This is a genomic window from Rhizobium sp. 3T7 (assembly GCF_020166565.1).
In the GTDB taxonomy this organism is placed as follows: domain Bacteria; phylum Pseudomonadota; class Alphaproteobacteria; order Rhizobiales; family Rhizobiaceae; genus Rhizobium.
Genome location: NZ_JAIQXS010000003.1, coordinates 148,727 through 166,170, shown reverse-complemented (window position 1 = coordinate 166,170; position 17,444 = coordinate 148,727). Strand labels below are relative to the sequence as shown.

Genomic DNA, 17,444 nt, shown 5'->3' with positions numbered 1-17,444 from the left:
GAAGGAGAAAGACATGGCTCACCAGACGGAAACGCGCTGGGAAAAGTCCGGCGGCAAGCTCCACGCCGAAGAAACGATCTCGTCAGTCAAGGCGAAGCAGGGCCGAATGGGCACTCGTATTCTTATGGTCCTGATCGTCGCGTTGGCGCTTGCCTTCATCGTATGGATCCCCGTTGAAATCTGGGGCAAGAAGGAGGCGGCGGACATCGCTCCGCAGCAACCTGGACAACAAATTCAATCGGCACAGCCGGCACCGGCAACCCCGAATGCCCCGGCGCAATAAGAACCGCGCGGGTCAGGCGGTCACAAGCAAGCATCCTGTCGCACAGCCGGCAGGGTGCTTTCTATTTGCGCTGGACTTTACCGGCTGATTTTTCGATAAGAAGGCGCACGAGCCGGTCTTCGTGCGTCGGCTTATGACGCGATTTGTCCGGTTTGGGAATGGGCGGAGTTCATGGCCAAGACCGATATCGCAAGGCGCGTTTACAATCACACCTGGAAGCTCGATCCGATTGTTCGCAGCCTGATCGACACAGATTTCTACAAGCTGCTCATGCTGCAGATGATCTGGAAGCTCTATCCTGATGTAAACGCCACATTCACGCTCATCAACCGCACCAAACGCGTGCTGCTGGCCGAAGAGATCGACGAGGGCGAATTGCGCGAGCAGCTCGATCATGCCCGTTCGCTCCGCCTCTCCAAGAAGGAGATGATCTGGCTCGCAGGTAACAGTTTCTACGGGCGCGCGCAGATTTTCGAGCCTGAGTTCCTAGCCTGGCTCTCGCATTTCCAGCTGCCCGAATACGAGCTGTCGAAGCGCGATGGCCAATATGTGCTCGACTTCCACGGATCCTGGAAGGACACGACCATGTGGGAAATTCCGGCGCTCGCCATCATCAACGAGCTTCGGTCGCGCTCGGCCATGAAGGCGCTCGGGCCGTTTACGCTCGATGTACTCTATGCCCGCGCCAAGGCACGGATGTGGGAAAAGGTGGAGCGACTGCGCGAATTGCCCGGTCTGCGCATCTCCGATTTCGGTACGCGCCGCCGCCACAGCTTCCTGTGGCAGCGCTGGTGCGTCGAGGCGCTGAAGGAAGGCATTGGTCCCGCCTTTACCGGTACCAGTAACGTCCTGCTCGCCATGGATTCCGATCTCGAAGCGGTGGGCACGAACGCCCACGAACTGCCGATGGTGGCCGCAGCACTGGCGAAGAACGACGCCGAGTTGCACAACGCCCCCTACAAAGTTCTGCGCGACTGGAACAAGCTCTACGGCGGCAACCTGCTGATCGTCCTTCCGGATGCCTTCGGCACCGCCGCCTTCCTGCGCGACGCGCCCGAATGGGTCGCTGATTGGACTGGTTTCCGTCCGGACAGCGCACCACCGATCGAGGGCGGCGAGAAGATCATCGAGTGGTGGAAAAAGATGGGCCGCGATCCGCGCCAGAAGCTGCTCATCTTTTCGGACGGGCTCGATGTCGATGCCATCATCGACACCTACAAGTACTTCGAGGGGAAGGTGCGCATGAGCTTCGGCTGGGGCACCAACCTCACCAACGATTTCGCCGGCTGTGCACCGACCGAGATCTCCGGGCTCAACCCGATCTCCATCGTCTGCAAGGTCATCGACGCCAACGGCCGCCCTGCCGTGAAACTGTCGGACAATCCGCAGAAGGCGACTGGCGATCCGGCGGAGGTCCAGCGCTATCTGAAATTCTTCGGGACGGAAGACCGCGTCGATCAGGCGGTGCTTGTCTGAGAGATTTCCGTGACGCCGGACGGAGCCGCGATAACCGCGCCGAGACTGGCAAAAGCCGGGCACGGTCCCCATCTAGGGAAGTGCGAGCGCGGGCTGCCGAAGTTTGACGCCCATCTTTGACCTGAAAGGATGATCCAATGACTGTAGAGCGTGCGGTGCTGGCAGGCGGTTGCTTCTGGGGCATGCAGGATCTCATCAGACGCTATCCGGGCGTCGTGTCCACGCGCGTGGGCTACACCGGTGGCGAGGTGGCAAACGCTACCTACCGGAATCACGGCAATCACGCCGAGGCGATCGAGATCATGTTCGATCCCGCGAAGATCAGCTACCGTGACATCCTCGAGTTCTTTTTCCAGATCCATGATCCGACGACACTCAACCGGCAAGGCAATGATCTCGGCGCCAGTTACAGGTCGGCGATATTCTACACGAGCGACAAACAGCAGTTGACCGCCGAAAACACCATTGCTGACGTAAACGCATCGGGTCTATGGCCCGGGAAAGTGGTTACCGAAGTCGTTCCCGCAAGCGATTTCTGGGAAGCGGAACCTGAGCACCAGGACTATCTGGAACGCATTCCGAACGGATACACATGCCACTTTGTCCGACCCGGGTGGAAGTTGCCGAAACGGCAGCAAGACACCGCAGCCGTTGGATGACCGGAACGTGTGCGAAACGAAGGAGGCCCTGCCGTCAGGCAGGGCCTTTTGCATTTCGGGATGGAGGTCGGGAGGTAACGCACATCAAGAAGCAAGCTTTTGCCCTCGATCGCCATTCAAGCGGCCATCATGCCCATGCAGACGGTCGGTCGAGACGCGCAACCGTTGCCACGTGATCTCCCAAGCAGTTGTAAACAAATCACTTCCTTGAAAGAAATGGCGGACAGAGAGGGATTCGAACCCTCGGTACGCTTTCACGTACACACGCGTTCCAGGCGTGCGCCTTCAACCACTCGGCCACCTGTCCTTTGGCGGTCTGCATCGGCGAGGATGCAAATCGTCGGAACGGCCGCGATATATACCGATGAATTTTCGCCGATCAACCCAAATCTAACAGTTTTTTGACTTCTTCCGGTAAAAGTGCGGCTAAGCCTTCCATTGCAGTTCCATCGGCCCGTAGCTATCTTTTATTACAGGTGGAAAATGGCACGGCTGGCCGGGCGAGAGCCCGGTGCACTTGATGGCCGGAGAGTTCGATGCGTTTCCTTTTGCGTTTGGCGAGTCTTGTTGCGCTGGCTGTTGCCGTGATTGCCGGAACGATCGATTCAATTCAGTCCGTTGCCGCCTCCTCCGTGGTCATAACGCGGATGGGCGACGCGTGGCAGGATCTGAGCCCGTCGTCGCTGGAAAGCCTGCAAGCAACGATCGCCTACTATATCCACCCGCGGTTCTATACCCTCGCCTTTCAGTGGCTGATGCTCCAGCCGGCCTTCGCCGTGTTTCTGGTGCTGTCGCTGCTGTTGTGGATGGCGGGCTACAAGAAACCGCCGATCGCCGGCCGCTTTGCCGCATAAGAAGCAGCATTGTCCTGGACATCCCCAGCCCGACATCAGACGACGATATCGCAACGGTCGTCACGCCTGGATTGGCTAGAAAAATCGCAACCCGACGATGATTTTGAGCAAAAATCAGCCCGTCTGAGCTGATTTTTGGCAATTGCGGCAAATTTTTACCAGTCGAAAAATTTCTCGTGAAATTTTTTTTGAGCCATGCAAGGATGCGCCCAGCCAGGCCTCCGGGGGGAGGTCGGTGGTTCCGCAGACATGCCTGAACGGGCTTGCGGGAGGACCCAAACAAATAGAAACAACAGGGCTGCAACTCATGAAAAAATCCCTTCTGACTCTCCTGGCCGTGGCTGCCATGTCCACGACGGCGCTCGCCGCCGACGTCAAGCCGGCGCTCGTTTACGGCACCGGCGGGAAGTTCGATAAGTCTTTTAACGAAGCAGCCTTTAATGGCGCTGAGAAATTCAAGAAAGAAACCGGCATCGCTTATCGCGACTTCGAGCCGACCGGCGACACCCAGGGCGAACAGGCAATCCGCAACTTTGCAAGCCGTGGCTTCAACCCGGTTATCGCCGTCTCCTTTGCCTGGACCTCGGCCATCGAGAAGGTCGCGGCTGAGTTTCCCGACACAAAGTTCGTCATCGTTGACGCCGTCGTCGACAAGCCGAACGTCCGTTCCGTCGTCTACAAGGAAGAAGAAGGTTCCTTCCTCGTTGGCACTCTCGCAGGCCTCGCTTCGAAGACCGGCAAGGTGGGCTTCGTCGGTGGCATGGACATTCCGCTGATCCGCAAGTTCGAATGCGGTTACGAGCAGGGCGCACGCTCCGTCAAGGCCGATGTCGAGGTGTTCCAGAACATGACCGGCACGACGGGCGCTGCCTGGAATGATCCGGTCCGTGGTGGCGAACTCACCAAGAACCAGATCGATCAGGGCGCGGACGTCATCTACGCGGCAGCGGGCGCAACCGGCCTCGGCGTCTTGCAGACGGCCGCCGACAACAAGAAGCTCTCGATCGGCGTCGACAGCAACCAGAATCACCTTCACCCGGGCTCCGTCCTGACCTCGATGGTCAAGCGCGTTGACCTCGCCGTCTACAACGGCTTCAGCGACGTCAAGGGCGACAAGTTCACGGCCGGCGTCCTGGCGCTCGGCGTCAAGGAGGACGGCGTTGGCGCCGCCATCGACGACAACAACAAGGCCCTGATCACGCCGGAAATGCAGGCCGCGCTCGACAAGGCCAAGGAAGGCATCATCGCGGGAACCATCAAGGTTCACGACTACACAACGGACAACGCTTGCCCGAAGTGATACGTGACTGAGACGGGCGTATGGCGGAGTTGCTCCGTCATACGCCCTTTTCGTATTTGGAGCCTGCTGTGACAGACACGCCCGCTATCGAACTTGTGGGCATCGACAAGAAATTCGGTGCCGTTCACGCCAACAAGGACATCAATCTTACCGTCGCCAAGGGCACGATTCATGGCATCATCGGGGAAAACGGTGCCGGCAAATCGACCTTGATGTCGATCATCTATGGTTTCTATCATGCCGATAGTGGTGAGATCCGCGTCAACGGCAATCCCGTGACCATCAAGGACAGCCAGGCCGCGATCGCCACCGGGATCGGCATGGTGCACCAGCACTTCATGCTGGTCGACAATTTCACGGTGCTCGAGAACATCATGCTTGGGGCCGAGGGCGGTGCGTTGCTGGCGAGGGGCGTCTCTTCGGCGCGCGCCGAACTGCGGCGTCTGGAGAAGGACTACGGCCTCGAGGTCAATCCCGATGCGTTGATCGAAGAGCTTCCGGTCGGGTTGCAGCAGCGCGTCGAGATCCTCAAGGCCATGTACCGCGGCGCCGAGATCCTTATTCTCGACGAGCCGACAGGCGTGCTAACTCCGGCCGAAGCTGACCATCTTTTCAAGATCCTTCGTGTCCTGCGCGACCAAGGCAAGACCGTCATTCTGATCACTCACAAGCTGCGCGAGATCATGGCGATCACCGACACCGTGTCAGTCATGCGCCGTGGCGAGATGGTCGCGACCCGCAAGACAGCCGAGACGACGGTGGAGGAGCTTGCCGAGCTGATGGTCGGCCGTCGCGTGCTGCTGCGCGTGCAGAAGGGCGAAGCCAATCCGGGCAAGGTGATCCTGTCGGTCCGCAACCTCACGGTTAAGGACAATCGCGGCGTCATCATGGTCGACAACGTATCCTTCGATGTCCGCGCCGGCGAGATCGTCGGCATTGCCGGTGTTGCCGGCAATGGGCAGTCCGAATTACTGGAGGCGATATCAGGCATCCGCAAGCCGCATTCCGGCGAGATTTTCCTCGACGGGCAAACGATCGACAAGGCCGATCCTGCGCGGCTGCGCGAGCTTGGTCTCGCCCATATTCCGGAAGACCGGCATCACATGGGGCTGGTGCTGAAGTTCGAGGAATACGAGAACTCGGTCCTCGGTTACCATCGCAATCCCGGCTACAGCAAGGGCCCGCTGCTCGATCTCGACGCGATCCGCAAGGACGCAATGGAGAAAATCGAGAAATACGACATCCGCCCGCCGAACCCGCGGCTGAAGACCGCGAATTTCTCCGGCGGCAACCAGCAGAAGATCGTCGTGGCGCGCGAGATCGAGCGAGATCCGACAGCGCTGATCATCGGCCAGCCGACCCGCGGCGTCGATATCGGCGCCATCGAATTCATTCACCGCCGGATCATCGAGATGCGCGACGCGGGCAAGGCGATCCTGCTCGTCTCCGTCGAACTCGACGAAATCCGCGCCCTTTCAGACCGTATCCTTGTCATGTTTGCCGGCCATGTTGTCGGCGAGAAGACGCCCGATGCCGGTGAACAGACCCTCGGCCTGATGATGGCCGGCATTGCCGCGTGAGGCCTTGATGAGCACTGCTTCTGTTCCACTTCCAAATTGGATCAACTACGGCCTCATCCCGCTGTTGAACCTGTTAGTCGCCTTCCTGATCTCCGGTTTCGTCGTCTGGCTGATCGGGGAGAGCCCACTTGCCGCCCTGTCGTTGCTGATCGAAGGCGCGCTCGGCAGCGGCGAAGGCATCGGCTTTACGCTCTATTATGCGACGAGTTTCATCTTTACCGGTCTTTCCGTAGCGGTGGCCATTCATGCGGGCCTGTTCAACATCGGTTCGGAAGGCCAAGCCTACCTCGGCGGCCTGGGTTGCGCGCTGGTGGCATTGGCGCTCGACCACTATGTTCCATGGTATGTGACAATGCCGGTGGCGGTCGTCGGCGCAGGTCTCTTTGGCGCCGCCTGGGCGTTCATCCCCGCGTTCCTGCAGGCAAAGCGCGGCAGCCATATCGTCATCACCACCATTATGTTCAACTACATCGGCGCGGCGTTGATGGTGTACCTGCTGGTGCATGTGCTTATCGTGCCCGGCAAGATGGCTCCGGAAACGCGGACCTTCCTTGAAGGCGGTCAATTGCCGAAGCTCGGCTGGCTAATGAACCTTTTCGGCGCCAAGCTTGGCGCCGCACCGTTCAACGTCTCCTTCCTCATCGCGCTCGTTGCCGCCTATTTCGTCTGGCTGCTGATCTGGCGCACCAAGCTCGGCTTCGAGATGCGGACACTTGGCGTCAGCCAGAGCGCGGCGGCCTATGCCGGCATTCCCTATGCTCGTATCGTCATGATTGCCATGCTGCTGTCAGGCGCGCTTGCCGGCATGATGGCGCTGAACCCGGTCATGGGATCGTCGGCGCGTCTGCAGGTGGAGTTCGTGGGCGGCGCCGGTTTCGTTGGCATCGCCGTGTCGCTGATGGGGAGAAATCATCCCGTCGGGATCATCTTCTCGGCGATCCTCTTCGGCATCCTCTATCAGGGTGGCGACTGGATCTCCTTCGAGATGCCGACTATCACACGCGAAATGATTCTGGTCATCCAGGGTCTCGTCATCCTCTTCGCGGGCGCCCTGGAATACATGTTCCGACCTGCGATGGTTCGCGTCTACCAACAGTTCAAGGCCGCATGAGGGGAACGGACGATGGATTATTACGACATCTTCATCAGCGTCCTGAGTTCCACGATCCGCTTGTCGATCCCGCTGATCTTCACGGCGCTGGCAGGTCTGTTTTCCGAACGTGCCGGCATCTTCGATATCGGCCTCGAAGGCAAGATGCTTGGTTCGGCGTTTGCGGCAGCCTGCGTCGCGTATCTGACTGGCTCGGCTTGGCTCGGTCTTGGCGCCGGCATTATTTGCTCGGTGGCGCTCAGCCTCGTCCACGGCTTTGCTTCGATCACCAATCGCGGCAACCAGATCATCTCGGGCGTGGCGATCAACTTCTTCGTCGCCGGTATCACGATCGTCCTCGGCGGTGCGTGGTTCGGCCAGGGTGGTCGTACGCCGCAGTTGCTTCCCGAAGCCCGCTTCTCGCCGATCGTGCTGCCCGGTGCCGACGCAATGCGCGGCGTCCCGGTTATCGGCCCGCTCTACGCCAATGTGATCTCGGGCAACAACATCCTGACCTATCTCGCCTTCCTCGCGGTTCCGCTTTCCTGGTGGATTCTCTATCGCACCCGCTTCGGCCTGCGGCTGCGCGCCGTCGGCGAAAATCCGGGCGCTGTCGATACGGCCGGCATTTCTGTGAGCTGGCTGCGCTATCGCGCGGTCATGTGCGCCGGCATCCTCTGCGGCTTTTCCGGAACCTACCTGGCGATCGCGCAGTCAGCGGCCTTCATCAAGGACATGTCGGCCGGCAAGGGCTACATTGCGCTTGCAGCGCTGGTCTTTGCGAAGTGGAAGCCGGTGCCCGTCATGTTCGCCTGCCTGCTCTTCGGCTTTCTCGATGCGCTGGCAAACTTCATGCAGGGCAAGCAGGTACCACTGATCGGCGAAGTGCCAGTGCAGATCTTCCAGGCGCTGCCCTATATCCTCACCTGCATCCTGCTCGCCGGCTTCATCGGCGTGGCAATCCCGCCGAAGGCGGGTGGTGTCCCCTATACGAAGGAACGTTGAGAACATGTCCCACGATCTTTTCGAAGCCGCTCGCGGGGCTATGGCCTTCGCTCACGCCCCCTACTCGAAGTTTCCCGTCGGCGCGGCGATCCGCGCCGAGGACGGCAAGGTCTACACTGGCGCCAATATCGAGAACCTGTCCTTCCCGCAGGGTTGGTGCGCGGAGCCGACGGCGATCAGCGCCATGATCATGGGCGGTGCCAAGAAGATCGTCGAAATGGCGGTGATCGCCGAGAAGCTGCCGCTCTGCCCGCCCTGCGGCGGTTGCCGGCAGAAGATCTCGGAGTTCGCTTCCAAGGATACGAAGATCTATCTGTGCGACGAAGCCGGCGTGAAGAAGACGATGACCATGGACGAGCTCCTGCCGTTCAGCTTCGAGACCCAACTCGGATGAGTGCCGCGATGGACGTGCTTGCCGGCAGGCTCGGCGGCCTTTCGCCGCGTGTTGGCATCGTGCTTGGCTCCGGCCTTGGTTCGCTGGTCGGCGAAATGACGGATGCGCAGCGCATTCCCTATCATGATTTGCCGGGCTTCCCGGTCAGCGCCGTCTCGGGCCATGCCGGCGAGGTGGTTGCCGGTTCGCTTGGCGGCGTTCCCGTTATCATGCTGTCCGGTCGGGTCCATTTCTACGAGAAGGGCGACGCGGGCGCGATGCGGCTGCCGATCGAAATACTCAAGGGTCTTGGCATCGAGACGCTGATCCTTACCAACTCCGCCGGCTCCTTGCGGGACGACATGCCGCCCGGCTCTGTGATGCAGATCACCGATCACATCAATTATTCCGGCATGAATCCGCTCATTGGCGAGAAAAGCGACCGCCGCTTCGTTGGCATGACCAGCGCCTACGATGCAGGCCTCGCCGACGAGATGCGCAAGGCTGCAGAAAGGATCGGCATCGCCCTGTCGCAAGGCGTCTATATGTGGTTCTCCGGTCCGAGCTTCGAGACGCCCGCCGAAATCCGGCTGGCCCGCATTCTCGGCGCAGATGCCGTTGGCATGTCGACCGTGCCGGAGGTCATTATCGCGCGAATGCTGGGCTTAAGGGTTGCGGCAGCGTCCGTTATCACCAACTATGGAGCCGGTATGACCGGCAGCGAACTGAGCCATGACGAAACCAAGGACATGGCTCCGATCGGCGGGGCACGCCTCGCCGCCATACTAAAAGAAATGATTGCAGGAGAACGCGAACAATGACCAGTCATTCCAGCAAGGAGACGGCCGCCGTCGCACTCTCGCTTCTCGACCTGACCAACCTCAAGGACGACTGCACCGAGGCGCAGATCGACGCGCTGTGCGCGCGGGCTCAGACACCCTACGGCAACACCGCAGCGATCTGCATCTGGCCGCGCTTCGTCGCCCATGCCCGCGCCATTCTCGGTACAGGTCATCCGGTACGCATTGCGACTGTCGTCAATTTCCCTTTGGGCGAAATGGAAGTTGCCGACGTCGCCGCCGAAACCCGCGAGGCGATCGCAGATGGCGCCGATGAAATCGACCTCGTCATCCCTTATCGCAAATTCATGACGGGCAGCGGCAAGGCCGTCACCGATATGGTCGCGGCCGTCCGCGCCGAATGCAAGGATCCGATCCTCCTGAAGGTCATTCTCGAGACTGGCGAGATCAAGGATGCGGCGCTGATCCGTCGTGCCTCCGAACTTGCGATCGAGGCCGGTGCCGATTTCATCAAGACATCGACCGGCAAGGCCTCCGTCAATGCGACGTTGGAAGCGGCTGATATCATGTTGCGGGTCATCCGCCAGAGCGGCCACAAGGTCGGCTTCAAACCGGCGGGTGGTATCGGCTCGGTCCCGGACGCGGCCCTCTATCTGAGCCTTGCGGAAACGATCATGGCGCCCGACTGGCCGATGCCATCCACCTTCCGTTTCGGCGCGTCCGGATTGCTCGACGACATCCTTGCCGTTCTCAGCGGCACGCAGTCTGCTCCCGCTGCCGCATCGAGCTATTGAAATGATCCCGCAGGAGATCATCCGCCAAAAACGAAACGGCGGAACGCTTTCCGAAGAGGACATCCAATCGTTCATCGCCGCACTTGCGTCCGGTCAGCTTTCGGAAGGGCAGATTGGCGCCTTCGCCATGGCAGTTTGGTTCAAGGGCATGTCGCGGGACGAGGTTGTTGCGCTGACGCTCGCGATGGCGCGTTCGGGCGACACGCTCAGCTGGGCAGACATAGACCGGCCGATCGCCGACAAGCATTCGACAGGCGGCGTCGGCGATAATGTCTCCCTGATGCTTGCACCAATCGCGGCAGCGTGCGGCTTGGCGGTTCCGATGATTTCCGGGCGCGGTCTCGGCCATACCGGGGGGACACTGGACAAGCTCGAGGCCATTCCCGGCTACACCATCACCCCTGACGCAACGCTTTTCCGCAGGGTCGTGAAGGATGTCGGGTGCGCCATCATCGGCCAGACCGGAACCCTTGCACCTGCGGATGGCAAGCTCTACGCCGTGCGAGATGTCACCGCGACCGTCGACTCGATCCCCCTCATCACCGCCTCCATCCTGTCGAAGAAACTCGCGGCCGGGCTGCAGACACTGGTGCTCGATGTCAAGGTCGGTAGCGGCGCGTTCATGGCCGAGCCGAAAGACGCCGAGACACTGGCACGCGCGCTTGTCGATGTCGCCAATAGCGCTGGCGTCAGGACGTCGGCGCTGATCACCGACATGAACCAGCCGCTCGCGGATGCTGCAGGAAACGCCGTCGAGATCCGTAATTGCCTGGAGTTTCTGGCCGGCAGGAAGAAGAATACGCGCCTCGAGGGGGCCGTGCTGGCCTTTGCGGCCGAGATGCTGATGAAATCAGGTATGGCTTCGTCACTGCAGGACGGTGAAACGAAGGCCGCGGACGCCCTTTCCACAGGCAAAGCAGCCGAAAACTTCGGCCGTATGGTCCACCTGCTTGGCGGTCCCTCGGATCTCTTGGAAAAGCCAGACAAATACCTCGTCAAAGCGCCAGTAACCAAAGCGGTTCCTGCTCCTCAGTCCGGTTGGCTTTCGGGCTGCGACGTACGGGAGATCGGTATGACCATCGTCGATCTCGGGGGGGGACGACGGCATCCGGACGACAGGATCGATCACCGCGTTGGGATATCCGACATTCTGCCGGTTGGCACCCGTGTCGAGCGAGGCGATCCGATTGCGTTGGTGCATGCCGCCAGCGAGGATTCAGCCGATGCGGCAATCGCTGCCCTGGCTGCCAACTACAGGATCGGCGAACGCCAACCTGCAATCCCTGATGTCGTTTGCGAGCGCATCGTGGCTATTGCCTGAGGCTGAGGAACTCCTCAGAAACGGAATAGAAGGCAAGCTTCCTGAGAAAACTCATATCGGCCTGCGTGGATGAAAGGTCATCATTCTTTAAGGAGAAGGCGGGACGACAGCGCTAGAATTACGCGCCCCCATGCCTTCTTGTAGGCACCAAACACGACTTCGGCGGCTATTTGCCAGCAAAAGCAACCAAGAGATGCTTACGAGGCGAACAAATTCGCCCCTACGATGAGTTCGCCGTTTACTTGCATTGGAATTGCGCAGAATATTAGCGCATGGGAGGAAGCCTTCGGGCCTTCGCTCTCTATAAATTGCGCCCGAACGGCTTTCCTCCCTTTGGCTCAAGGGAGGACTAATCATGAGGCGGACTTTGCTGTACGCGGCGTCTGCTGCGGTACTGTCGCTCGGCGTTACGCATGCATTTGCGCAGTCGGGCGGTGTTGAGAAAGCGGTTGGCGGCTATGATTTTGCCGAAGCTGCCAAGGAAGCGCCCGACACGAAAAACTTCCATTCGGCTGATGGTCATTTGACCTTCGCGATTGTGACGCATACGGCAGGCAATGGTTTTTTTGACCCCGTCTATGTCGGTGCAACCGTTGCCGGCAACATGATCGGTGCCAAGATCCTGCTGCTCGGCTCGGAATCACCGGTTGACGATCCGGCGCGTGAGATCGAGATCCTGAACCAGATTGTTCAGGACCCGACAATCGACGGCATCATCATGACAACGCCGCAGATCGGCGCCTACAATGACATCGTCAAGGCAGCCAAGGCGGCAGGCATACCGGTCGCCACAACCAACTCGTTCGATGCAACGATCCTGAACCGCAACGGCATAAGTCACACCGGCCAGGATGCATCGGCTGCGGCAATCGGCGGCGAGGCGCTTGCCAAGTGCGTGCTTGACAGCGGCGCGACCAGCGGCTCGATCCTGCTGCCGTCGTCTACCGCGATGGGCAACATCGAGGTCAATAATCGCGTGACCGCCGCCTTCAACGCCATCGTCAAGACGCTAAAGGATGCCGGCAAGCTTGACGCCTTTAAGGTTGATGCCGGGCCGGAGAATGTCGGCATAGACACGAATCCGAATGATCCCGTCAACGCGCTTGTTTCGCTCTTCGAGTCCCGTGGCGACGCAGTCGGCGCGTTTACAGCCAACAACGTCTTTACGCCGCCGCTCGTGAAGGCGGTCGCACAGATGGGGAAGACCGGCAAGTTCTGCGCCTTTGGGTTCGATCTCGGCCCGGCACAGCAAGAGGGGATCGCCGCTGAAAACCTGACCGGCTCCCTGGGGCAGCAACCCTTCCTGCAGGGCTTCTGGCCTGTCATGCAGCTTTACCTCCAGATCGATCGCGGTATTTCTGCCGCCAACCTGGACACGCGTGCCCAATTGGTGACGAAGGAGAACGTCGCAAAAGTTGGCAAGCGCTTCGAGAACTAACGGTTCGAAACGCCTGAGATCGATGCGGGATGACGCAAGCCTCCCGCATCGCGACGGCAAGATTGATCGGCGGAAACCATGGCGTCCACGACGACATCGCTAGGCCGTGCGCCGCCTCAGCTCGTCGGCGGCTGGGAGGCTGGGCTGCTGATATTCCTCGCCCTGCTCTACCTCGGCGGCGCCGTCGTTAATCCGGCCTTTTTTGGTTCTACGGAAGCCCTTCTGGCGTTACTTCGCGATACATCCCGTGTCGGAATCATCGCGGTCGGCATGACCTTTGTCATCGCCAACAAGGATCTCGATCTCTCGGTCGGCTCCACCTACGGCCTGATCGCCGTGGTTTTCGCCAGGCTTTTTGCGTCAAACATTCTCGACTTCGGCGTCATCGAGTCCGCAATCTTCTGTTTGCTGCTCGGCACAGTGGTTGGCCTCGTCAACGGCGTCCTCGTGACGATCCTGAGAGTGCCCGCCTTCATTGCAACGCTGACGATGCTTTTTATCGGTCGCGGCTTCGTTCTCGCGCTTACGCACGGTCAGGCGATCTATTATTCCGGCAAAGCCAAAGACTATCCGCTCTTCTTCCATCTCGGAGAGATCAACGTTTTCGGTTTCAATAACCAGATCGTAATCTTCCTCCTCGTCGCCATCGTCGGTGCCTATGTACTTGCCAAGACCCGGTGGGGCTACGAGACCTTCGCGACCGGGGGAAACGAGCAAGCTGCTGCCTATGCCGGCATCAACACGCGGTGGGTACGCATTCGCGCTTATCTGCTATCATCGCTTTGCGCGACGCTTTCCGCGCTCCTGTCAGCTGCGCAGGACAAGGGCGTCACCCCTCTCTACGGCGTCAGCTGGGAACTTACTGCTATCGCATCTGTCGTCATTGGCGGCGCATCGATTCTCGGCGGGCGCGGGCGCGTCATCGGGTCTTGCCTAGGCGCCGCAGTCGTCGTGCTGATCGACAAGGTGTTGCGCGAAGGCTGGCCGATCACGCGCACCGTCGTTATCGATGGGGAGAGCATTGCCGTCGGCGCCAGGTTTACCCTGCCCGCCGGTGCCGTATTGGTTTTCTTGGGCCTGCTTCTTGTCACGGCCGTGCTCATCGAACCCTTCCTCATTCGACGTCAGATTGCTGCCCGGTTCTGGGCTTGGCTCCGCAGTCGACCACCGCCGCCGGCCTATGAGACCGGCGGCGTGGCGCTGGAAGGTGTCCAGACTAAAGGGGCGATGGCGACCGACATTGCACTCTCGGCCACGGGGCTCGGCAAGTTCTTTGCGCGGCGCGACGCGTTGGCCATCATCCTGACTGCAGTGCTCTGGTTGGCCGGTCTGGCGCTGAGGCCGGACTACTGGTGGAACTTGCCCAACACCTTTGCGATCTTGCTCAACTACACAGAGCTGGCGCTCATTACCGTCGGGCTCACCTATGTCATTACAGCCGGCGATATCGATCTCTCCGTTGGGGCCGTGCTTGCGCTTGCCGGGAGCGCCGCTGCGTATTTCCTGAAGGTGCTGGGCGCCGATCCGTTTACCGCCGTGGCGATGGGTCTGCTTGCCGGGACGGCTGCCGGTTTCGTCAATGCCGTCGTCACAGTCGGCTTCAAGCTGCCGGCCTTCATTGCCACGCTCGGTATGTTCTACATTGCTCGAGGTCTCGCCGCCTGGTTTGTCGCCGGCCAGCAACTGACCGGCTGGCCCGAAGGCTACAACCTGCTTGGCCGCAAGGTGAATGACGTTCTCCTGCATTTCGGCCTTTCGCTACCATCGGGCATCATTCGCACGGTGGCCGAGGTCGTCAGCATCCAGACGATCTTTATGTTTTTCGTCGCCCTCCTCGCCGGCATCGTGCTTGCCTACACACCGTTTGGACTGAAGGTCTGCGCTGCGGGTGGCAACGTGCGCGCGGCCGCTTATGCCGGCATCAACACCAACCGCGTGCGCTTCATCTCACTGATGCTGGCCGCTCTCTGCGCGACCATGGCCGGGATCATCAACGTCGCTTACTTCCGCAGCTTCAACCCGGTTGCCGGCCAGTTCCGAGAGCTTGACGCCATCGCCTCCGTCATCATCGGCGGCGGATCGATCTTCGGCGGTTACGGAACGATGATCGGCTCACTTGCAGGTGCAGCCGTAATCACGCTCGTGCGTGCACTCCTGCAGCTCAACGTCCAGGGCTTCAGCATGCCGCAGCACTGGATCAATGTCTTCATTGGGGTCATCCTCATCGTGGCAGTGCTGATCGACATCTGGGTGCGACAGGCCAATCTCTTCGGCCGACTGCGAACCCGTTTCGCGGCAGCCGCGCCAACGGGAGAGCACATCCATGGCTGACGTACAGCCCTTACAGCCGATTGTGGAAATGCGGGGCATCGAAAAAGCCTTCGGAGCAGTGCAGGCGCTCCGCAAAGTCGATCTCATCCTTTATCCTGGCGAGATTCTTGGCTTGGTCGGGGACAATTCGGCCGGCAAGTCGACGCTGATGAAGATCCTAACCGGCGCCTATCAGCGCGATTCCGGCGAAATCCTGGTTGCCGGGCAACCGGTGTACTTCAAGAGCCCGCACGAGAGCCGTGACGCCGGAATAGAGATGATCTATCAGGACTTCGCACTTTGCGGGAACATGGATGTCGGCCAGAACATCTTCCTCGGTCGCTGGCCCCTCAAAGGCCCCTTCGTCGATCGACGGAAAATGTATGCCGAAGCGGACAGCGTTCTGAAACGGCTCAAAGTCGACGTGAATTCCGTCTATCAGAAGGTCGAGAGCCTGTCGGGTGGCCGCCAGCAATCCGTGGCCATTGCCCGCGCGATCTCCTTTGAACCGCGCGTCGTGATCCTCGATGAGCCGACCGCCAACCTTTCCGTCATGGCCACCGAGCGGCTGCTCGAAACGATGCTGGAGCTGAAGAAACAAGGCGTTGCCCAAATCATTATCTCGCATCGTCTGGTTGACATTTTTGCGGTGGGCGATCGCGTCATGGTTCTCAAGCGCGGCGAGTATGTCGGCGACCGCCATGTCAGGAACACGGACGAGCATGAGGTCCTGGAGATCATTGTCTCCGGCACCCGGAAGAGTGCACTGACGGCCGACGAGGCAAGAAGCGTTGATCGGTCATGATGCCGCACGCGCAAGAAGGATCCCGATACCCGGATCTTCTATTGTTTCAAACTGAGCGATCCGTCTGCAACGGAATAGGAGGCAAGTTTGCGCAGGAAGCTCATGCCGACGAGCGTGAAGGAAAGGGCATCATCCTTCAGCACGAAAGCCTCCACGTCGCGCACGCGGATCCCACCGATTTCCACTCGATCCAATATGACGTGCGCCGCCTTCGTGGTGCCGTTGGCAGTGTTTACCGAATAGCGGAAATCGAGCTGGTTGCCGGTATAGCCAAGGCGTCGGGCGAAGCTCTCGTTCAGCGCGACATAGGTCGCGCCTGTGTCGATCAGGCCCTGGACCTGTCGACCGTTGATCCTGAAGTCTCCGGAGTAATGTCCCTGGGCATCGGCCTGCAGGCGCATCGTGCCACCATTAACCGCCGCGGCAGGCACCTGCCCGGCGCTGCCTGTTACGAAGTTGGCCGAGACGACCGATTCGCTTCTGGGTTTTCCCATGAGGGACGGTATTTGTGTGGCAAGCGCAGCAGCCACGCTTGCAAAAATTACGGTACGCAGGAGCATCGGGACAGAAATCCTTCCTGTATAAACCCCGCGTCATGCGTGGCCATGCTTCTACCTGCTACGCAATAATTGCTGACAAGTTGCTAATGCCGGCAAGCAAATGGCCCGGCAAGCGTGTCCGGGCCATCAACTGGTAAACGGTTTGCGAATTATTTCGTGCCGTACATGCGATCGCCGGCGTCTCCGAGGCCGGGCATGATGTAGCCCTTCTCGTTCAGATGGCTGTCGATGGAGGCGGTGAAGACGGGAACATCGGGATGCGCATCGCGGAAATTCCTGATGCCCTCCGGCGCGGCCAGAAGGCAGAGGAAACGAATGTTGTGGGCTCCGCGTTCCTTGAGCTTGTCGATCGCGGCGATCGACGAGTTGCCGGTCGCGAGCATCGGGTCGACGACGATGATCAAGCGCTCGGAGATGTCCTCGGGAGCCTTGAAGTAATATTCGACCGGCTGCAGCGTCTCGTGATCGCGGTAGACGCCGATATGCGACACGCGCGCCGACGGCACAAGGTCAAGCATGCCTTCGAGAAGGCCGTTGCCGGCCCGCAGGATCGAGGCGAAGACAAGCTTCTTACCCTCAAGGATCGGCGACTCCATCGTCTGCAGGGGAGTCTCGATGGTCTCCATCGTGAGCTCCAGATCGCGGGTCACTTCGTAGCAGAGCAGCGTGGAGATTTCGCGCAGGAGCCGACGGAAACTTCCGGTCGATGTCTCCTTGCGCCGCATGATCGTGAGTTTGTGCTGCACAAGCGGGTGATCGATGACCGTTACGCCGTCCATGGCCGAGCCCTTTCTGT

General features: G+C 60.0%; 16 protein-coding genes, 1 tRNA gene and 1 pseudogene. 15 read left to right on the top strand and 3 right to left on the bottom strand.

Annotated elements, in window-relative coordinates:
* Positions 1–13: 13 nt before the first annotated feature.
* From K9B32_RS06010 to msrA, 3 genes and pseudogenes are all read left to right on the top strand, one after another.
* Positions 14–277: pseudogene (locus K9B32_RS06010) on the top strand (hypothetical protein); the annotation flags it as partial.
* Positions 278–454: 177 nt separating this feature from the next.
* Positions 455–1,759 (top strand): nicotinate phosphoribosyltransferase, encoded by a 1,305-nt coding sequence (gene pncB, locus K9B32_RS06005; RefSeq protein ID WP_224560981.1) that lies wholly within the window; start codon positions 455–457, stop codon positions 1,757–1,759.
* A 137-nt stretch (positions 1,760–1,896) separates the two neighbouring features.
* A complete protein-coding gene (gene msrA / locus K9B32_RS06000; RefSeq protein ID WP_224560980.1) occupies positions 1,897–2,418 on the top strand; it encodes a peptide-methionine (S)-S-oxide reductase MsrA in 522 nt (173 codons plus the stop codon).
* Between the two features lie 217 nt (positions 2,419–2,635).
* Here the strand turns inward: msrA and K9B32_RS05995 are convergent.
* A tRNA-Ser gene (locus K9B32_RS05995) sits at positions 2,636–2,725 on the bottom strand.
* A gap of 229 nt (positions 2,726–2,954) precedes the next feature.
* Here K9B32_RS05995 and K9B32_RS05990 point away from each other — a divergent pair.
* The 12 genes from K9B32_RS05990 (at position 2,955) to K9B32_RS05935 (ending at position 16,088) form a co-directional block, all read left to right on the top strand.
* Positions 2,955–3,272 carry a hypothetical protein gene (locus tag K9B32_RS05990; RefSeq protein WP_224560979.1) on the top strand — a complete coding sequence of 106 codons (318 nt, stop codon included), beginning with the start codon at positions 2,955–2,957 and terminating at the stop codon, positions 3,270–3,272.
* Between the two features lie 307 nt (positions 3,273–3,579).
* Positions 3,580–4,572 carry a BMP family protein gene (locus K9B32_RS05985; RefSeq protein ID WP_224560978.1) on the top strand — a complete coding sequence of 331 codons (993 nt, stop codon included), beginning with the start codon at positions 3,580–3,582 and terminating at the stop codon, positions 4,570–4,572.
* A 68-nt stretch (positions 4,573–4,640) separates the two neighbouring features.
* A complete protein-coding gene (locus K9B32_RS05980; protein WP_224560977.1) occupies positions 4,641–6,152 on the top strand; it encodes an ABC transporter ATP-binding protein in 1,512 nt (503 codons plus the stop codon).
* 7 nt (positions 6,153–6,159) lie between these two features.
* Positions 6,160–7,263, top strand: a complete 1,104-nt coding sequence (locus tag K9B32_RS05975; protein WP_132589408.1) for an ABC transporter permease — start codon at positions 6,160–6,162, stop codon at positions 7,261–7,263.
* Between the two features lie 12 nt (positions 7,264–7,275).
* Positions 7,276–8,247 (top strand): ABC transporter permease, encoded by a 972-nt coding sequence (locus K9B32_RS05970; protein WP_224560976.1) that lies wholly within the window; start codon positions 7,276–7,278, stop codon positions 8,245–8,247.
* A 4-nt stretch (positions 8,248–8,251) separates the two neighbouring features.
* Entirely contained in the window at positions 8,252–8,641 is a 390-nt protein-coding gene (locus tag K9B32_RS05965) for a cytidine deaminase (protein ID WP_224560975.1), read from the top strand.
* Positions 8,638–9,441 carry a purine-nucleoside phosphorylase gene (locus K9B32_RS05960; protein WP_224560974.1) on the top strand — a complete coding sequence of 268 codons (804 nt, stop codon included), beginning with the start codon at positions 8,638–8,640 and terminating at the stop codon, positions 9,439–9,441. The genes K9B32_RS05965 and K9B32_RS05960 overlap by 4 nt, the downstream gene beginning before the upstream one ends.
* Entirely contained in the window at positions 9,438–10,214 is a 777-nt protein-coding gene (gene deoC, locus K9B32_RS05955) for a deoxyribose-phosphate aldolase (protein WP_224560973.1), read from the top strand. Before K9B32_RS05960 ends, deoC begins: the two co-directional genes overlap by 4 nt.
* A gap of 1 nt (position 10,215) precedes the next feature.
* The gene (gene deoA, locus K9B32_RS05950; protein WP_224560972.1) at positions 10,216–11,535 is read left to right on the top strand and encodes a thymidine phosphorylase; all 1,320 of its coding nucleotides are present in this window, start codon (positions 10,216–10,218) and stop codon (positions 11,533–11,535) included.
* A 355-nt stretch (positions 11,536–11,890) separates the two neighbouring features.
* Positions 11,891–12,973, top strand: a complete 1,083-nt coding sequence (locus K9B32_RS05945; RefSeq protein WP_224560971.1) for a substrate-binding domain-containing protein — start codon at positions 11,891–11,893, stop codon at positions 12,971–12,973.
* Positions 12,974–13,051: 78 nt separating this feature from the next.
* The gene (locus K9B32_RS05940) at positions 13,052–15,304 is read left to right on the top strand and encodes an ABC transporter permease (RefSeq protein ID WP_224560970.1); all 2,253 of its coding nucleotides are present in this window, start codon (positions 13,052–13,054) and stop codon (positions 15,302–15,304) included.
* A complete protein-coding gene (locus K9B32_RS05935) occupies positions 15,297–16,088 on the top strand; it encodes an ATP-binding cassette domain-containing protein (protein WP_224560969.1) in 792 nt (263 codons plus the stop codon). The genes K9B32_RS05940 and K9B32_RS05935 overlap by 8 nt, the downstream gene beginning before the upstream one ends.
* 38 nt (positions 16,089–16,126) lie before the next feature.
* On the opposite strand, the gene K9B32_RS05930 is transcribed toward K9B32_RS05935, so the two are convergent.
* Together K9B32_RS05930 and upp are read right to left on the bottom strand one after the other, a co-directional pair.
* Entirely contained in the window at positions 16,127–16,648 is a 522-nt protein-coding gene (locus tag K9B32_RS05930) for a TIGR02281 family clan AA aspartic protease (RefSeq protein WP_224560968.1), read from the bottom strand.
* A gap of 149 nt (positions 16,649–16,797) precedes the next feature.
* Positions 16,798–17,427, bottom strand: a complete 630-nt coding sequence (gene upp, locus K9B32_RS05925) for a uracil phosphoribosyltransferase (RefSeq protein ID WP_024313419.1) — start codon at positions 17,425–17,427, stop codon at positions 16,798–16,800.
* Between the last annotated feature and the right edge of the window lie 17 nt (positions 17,428–17,444).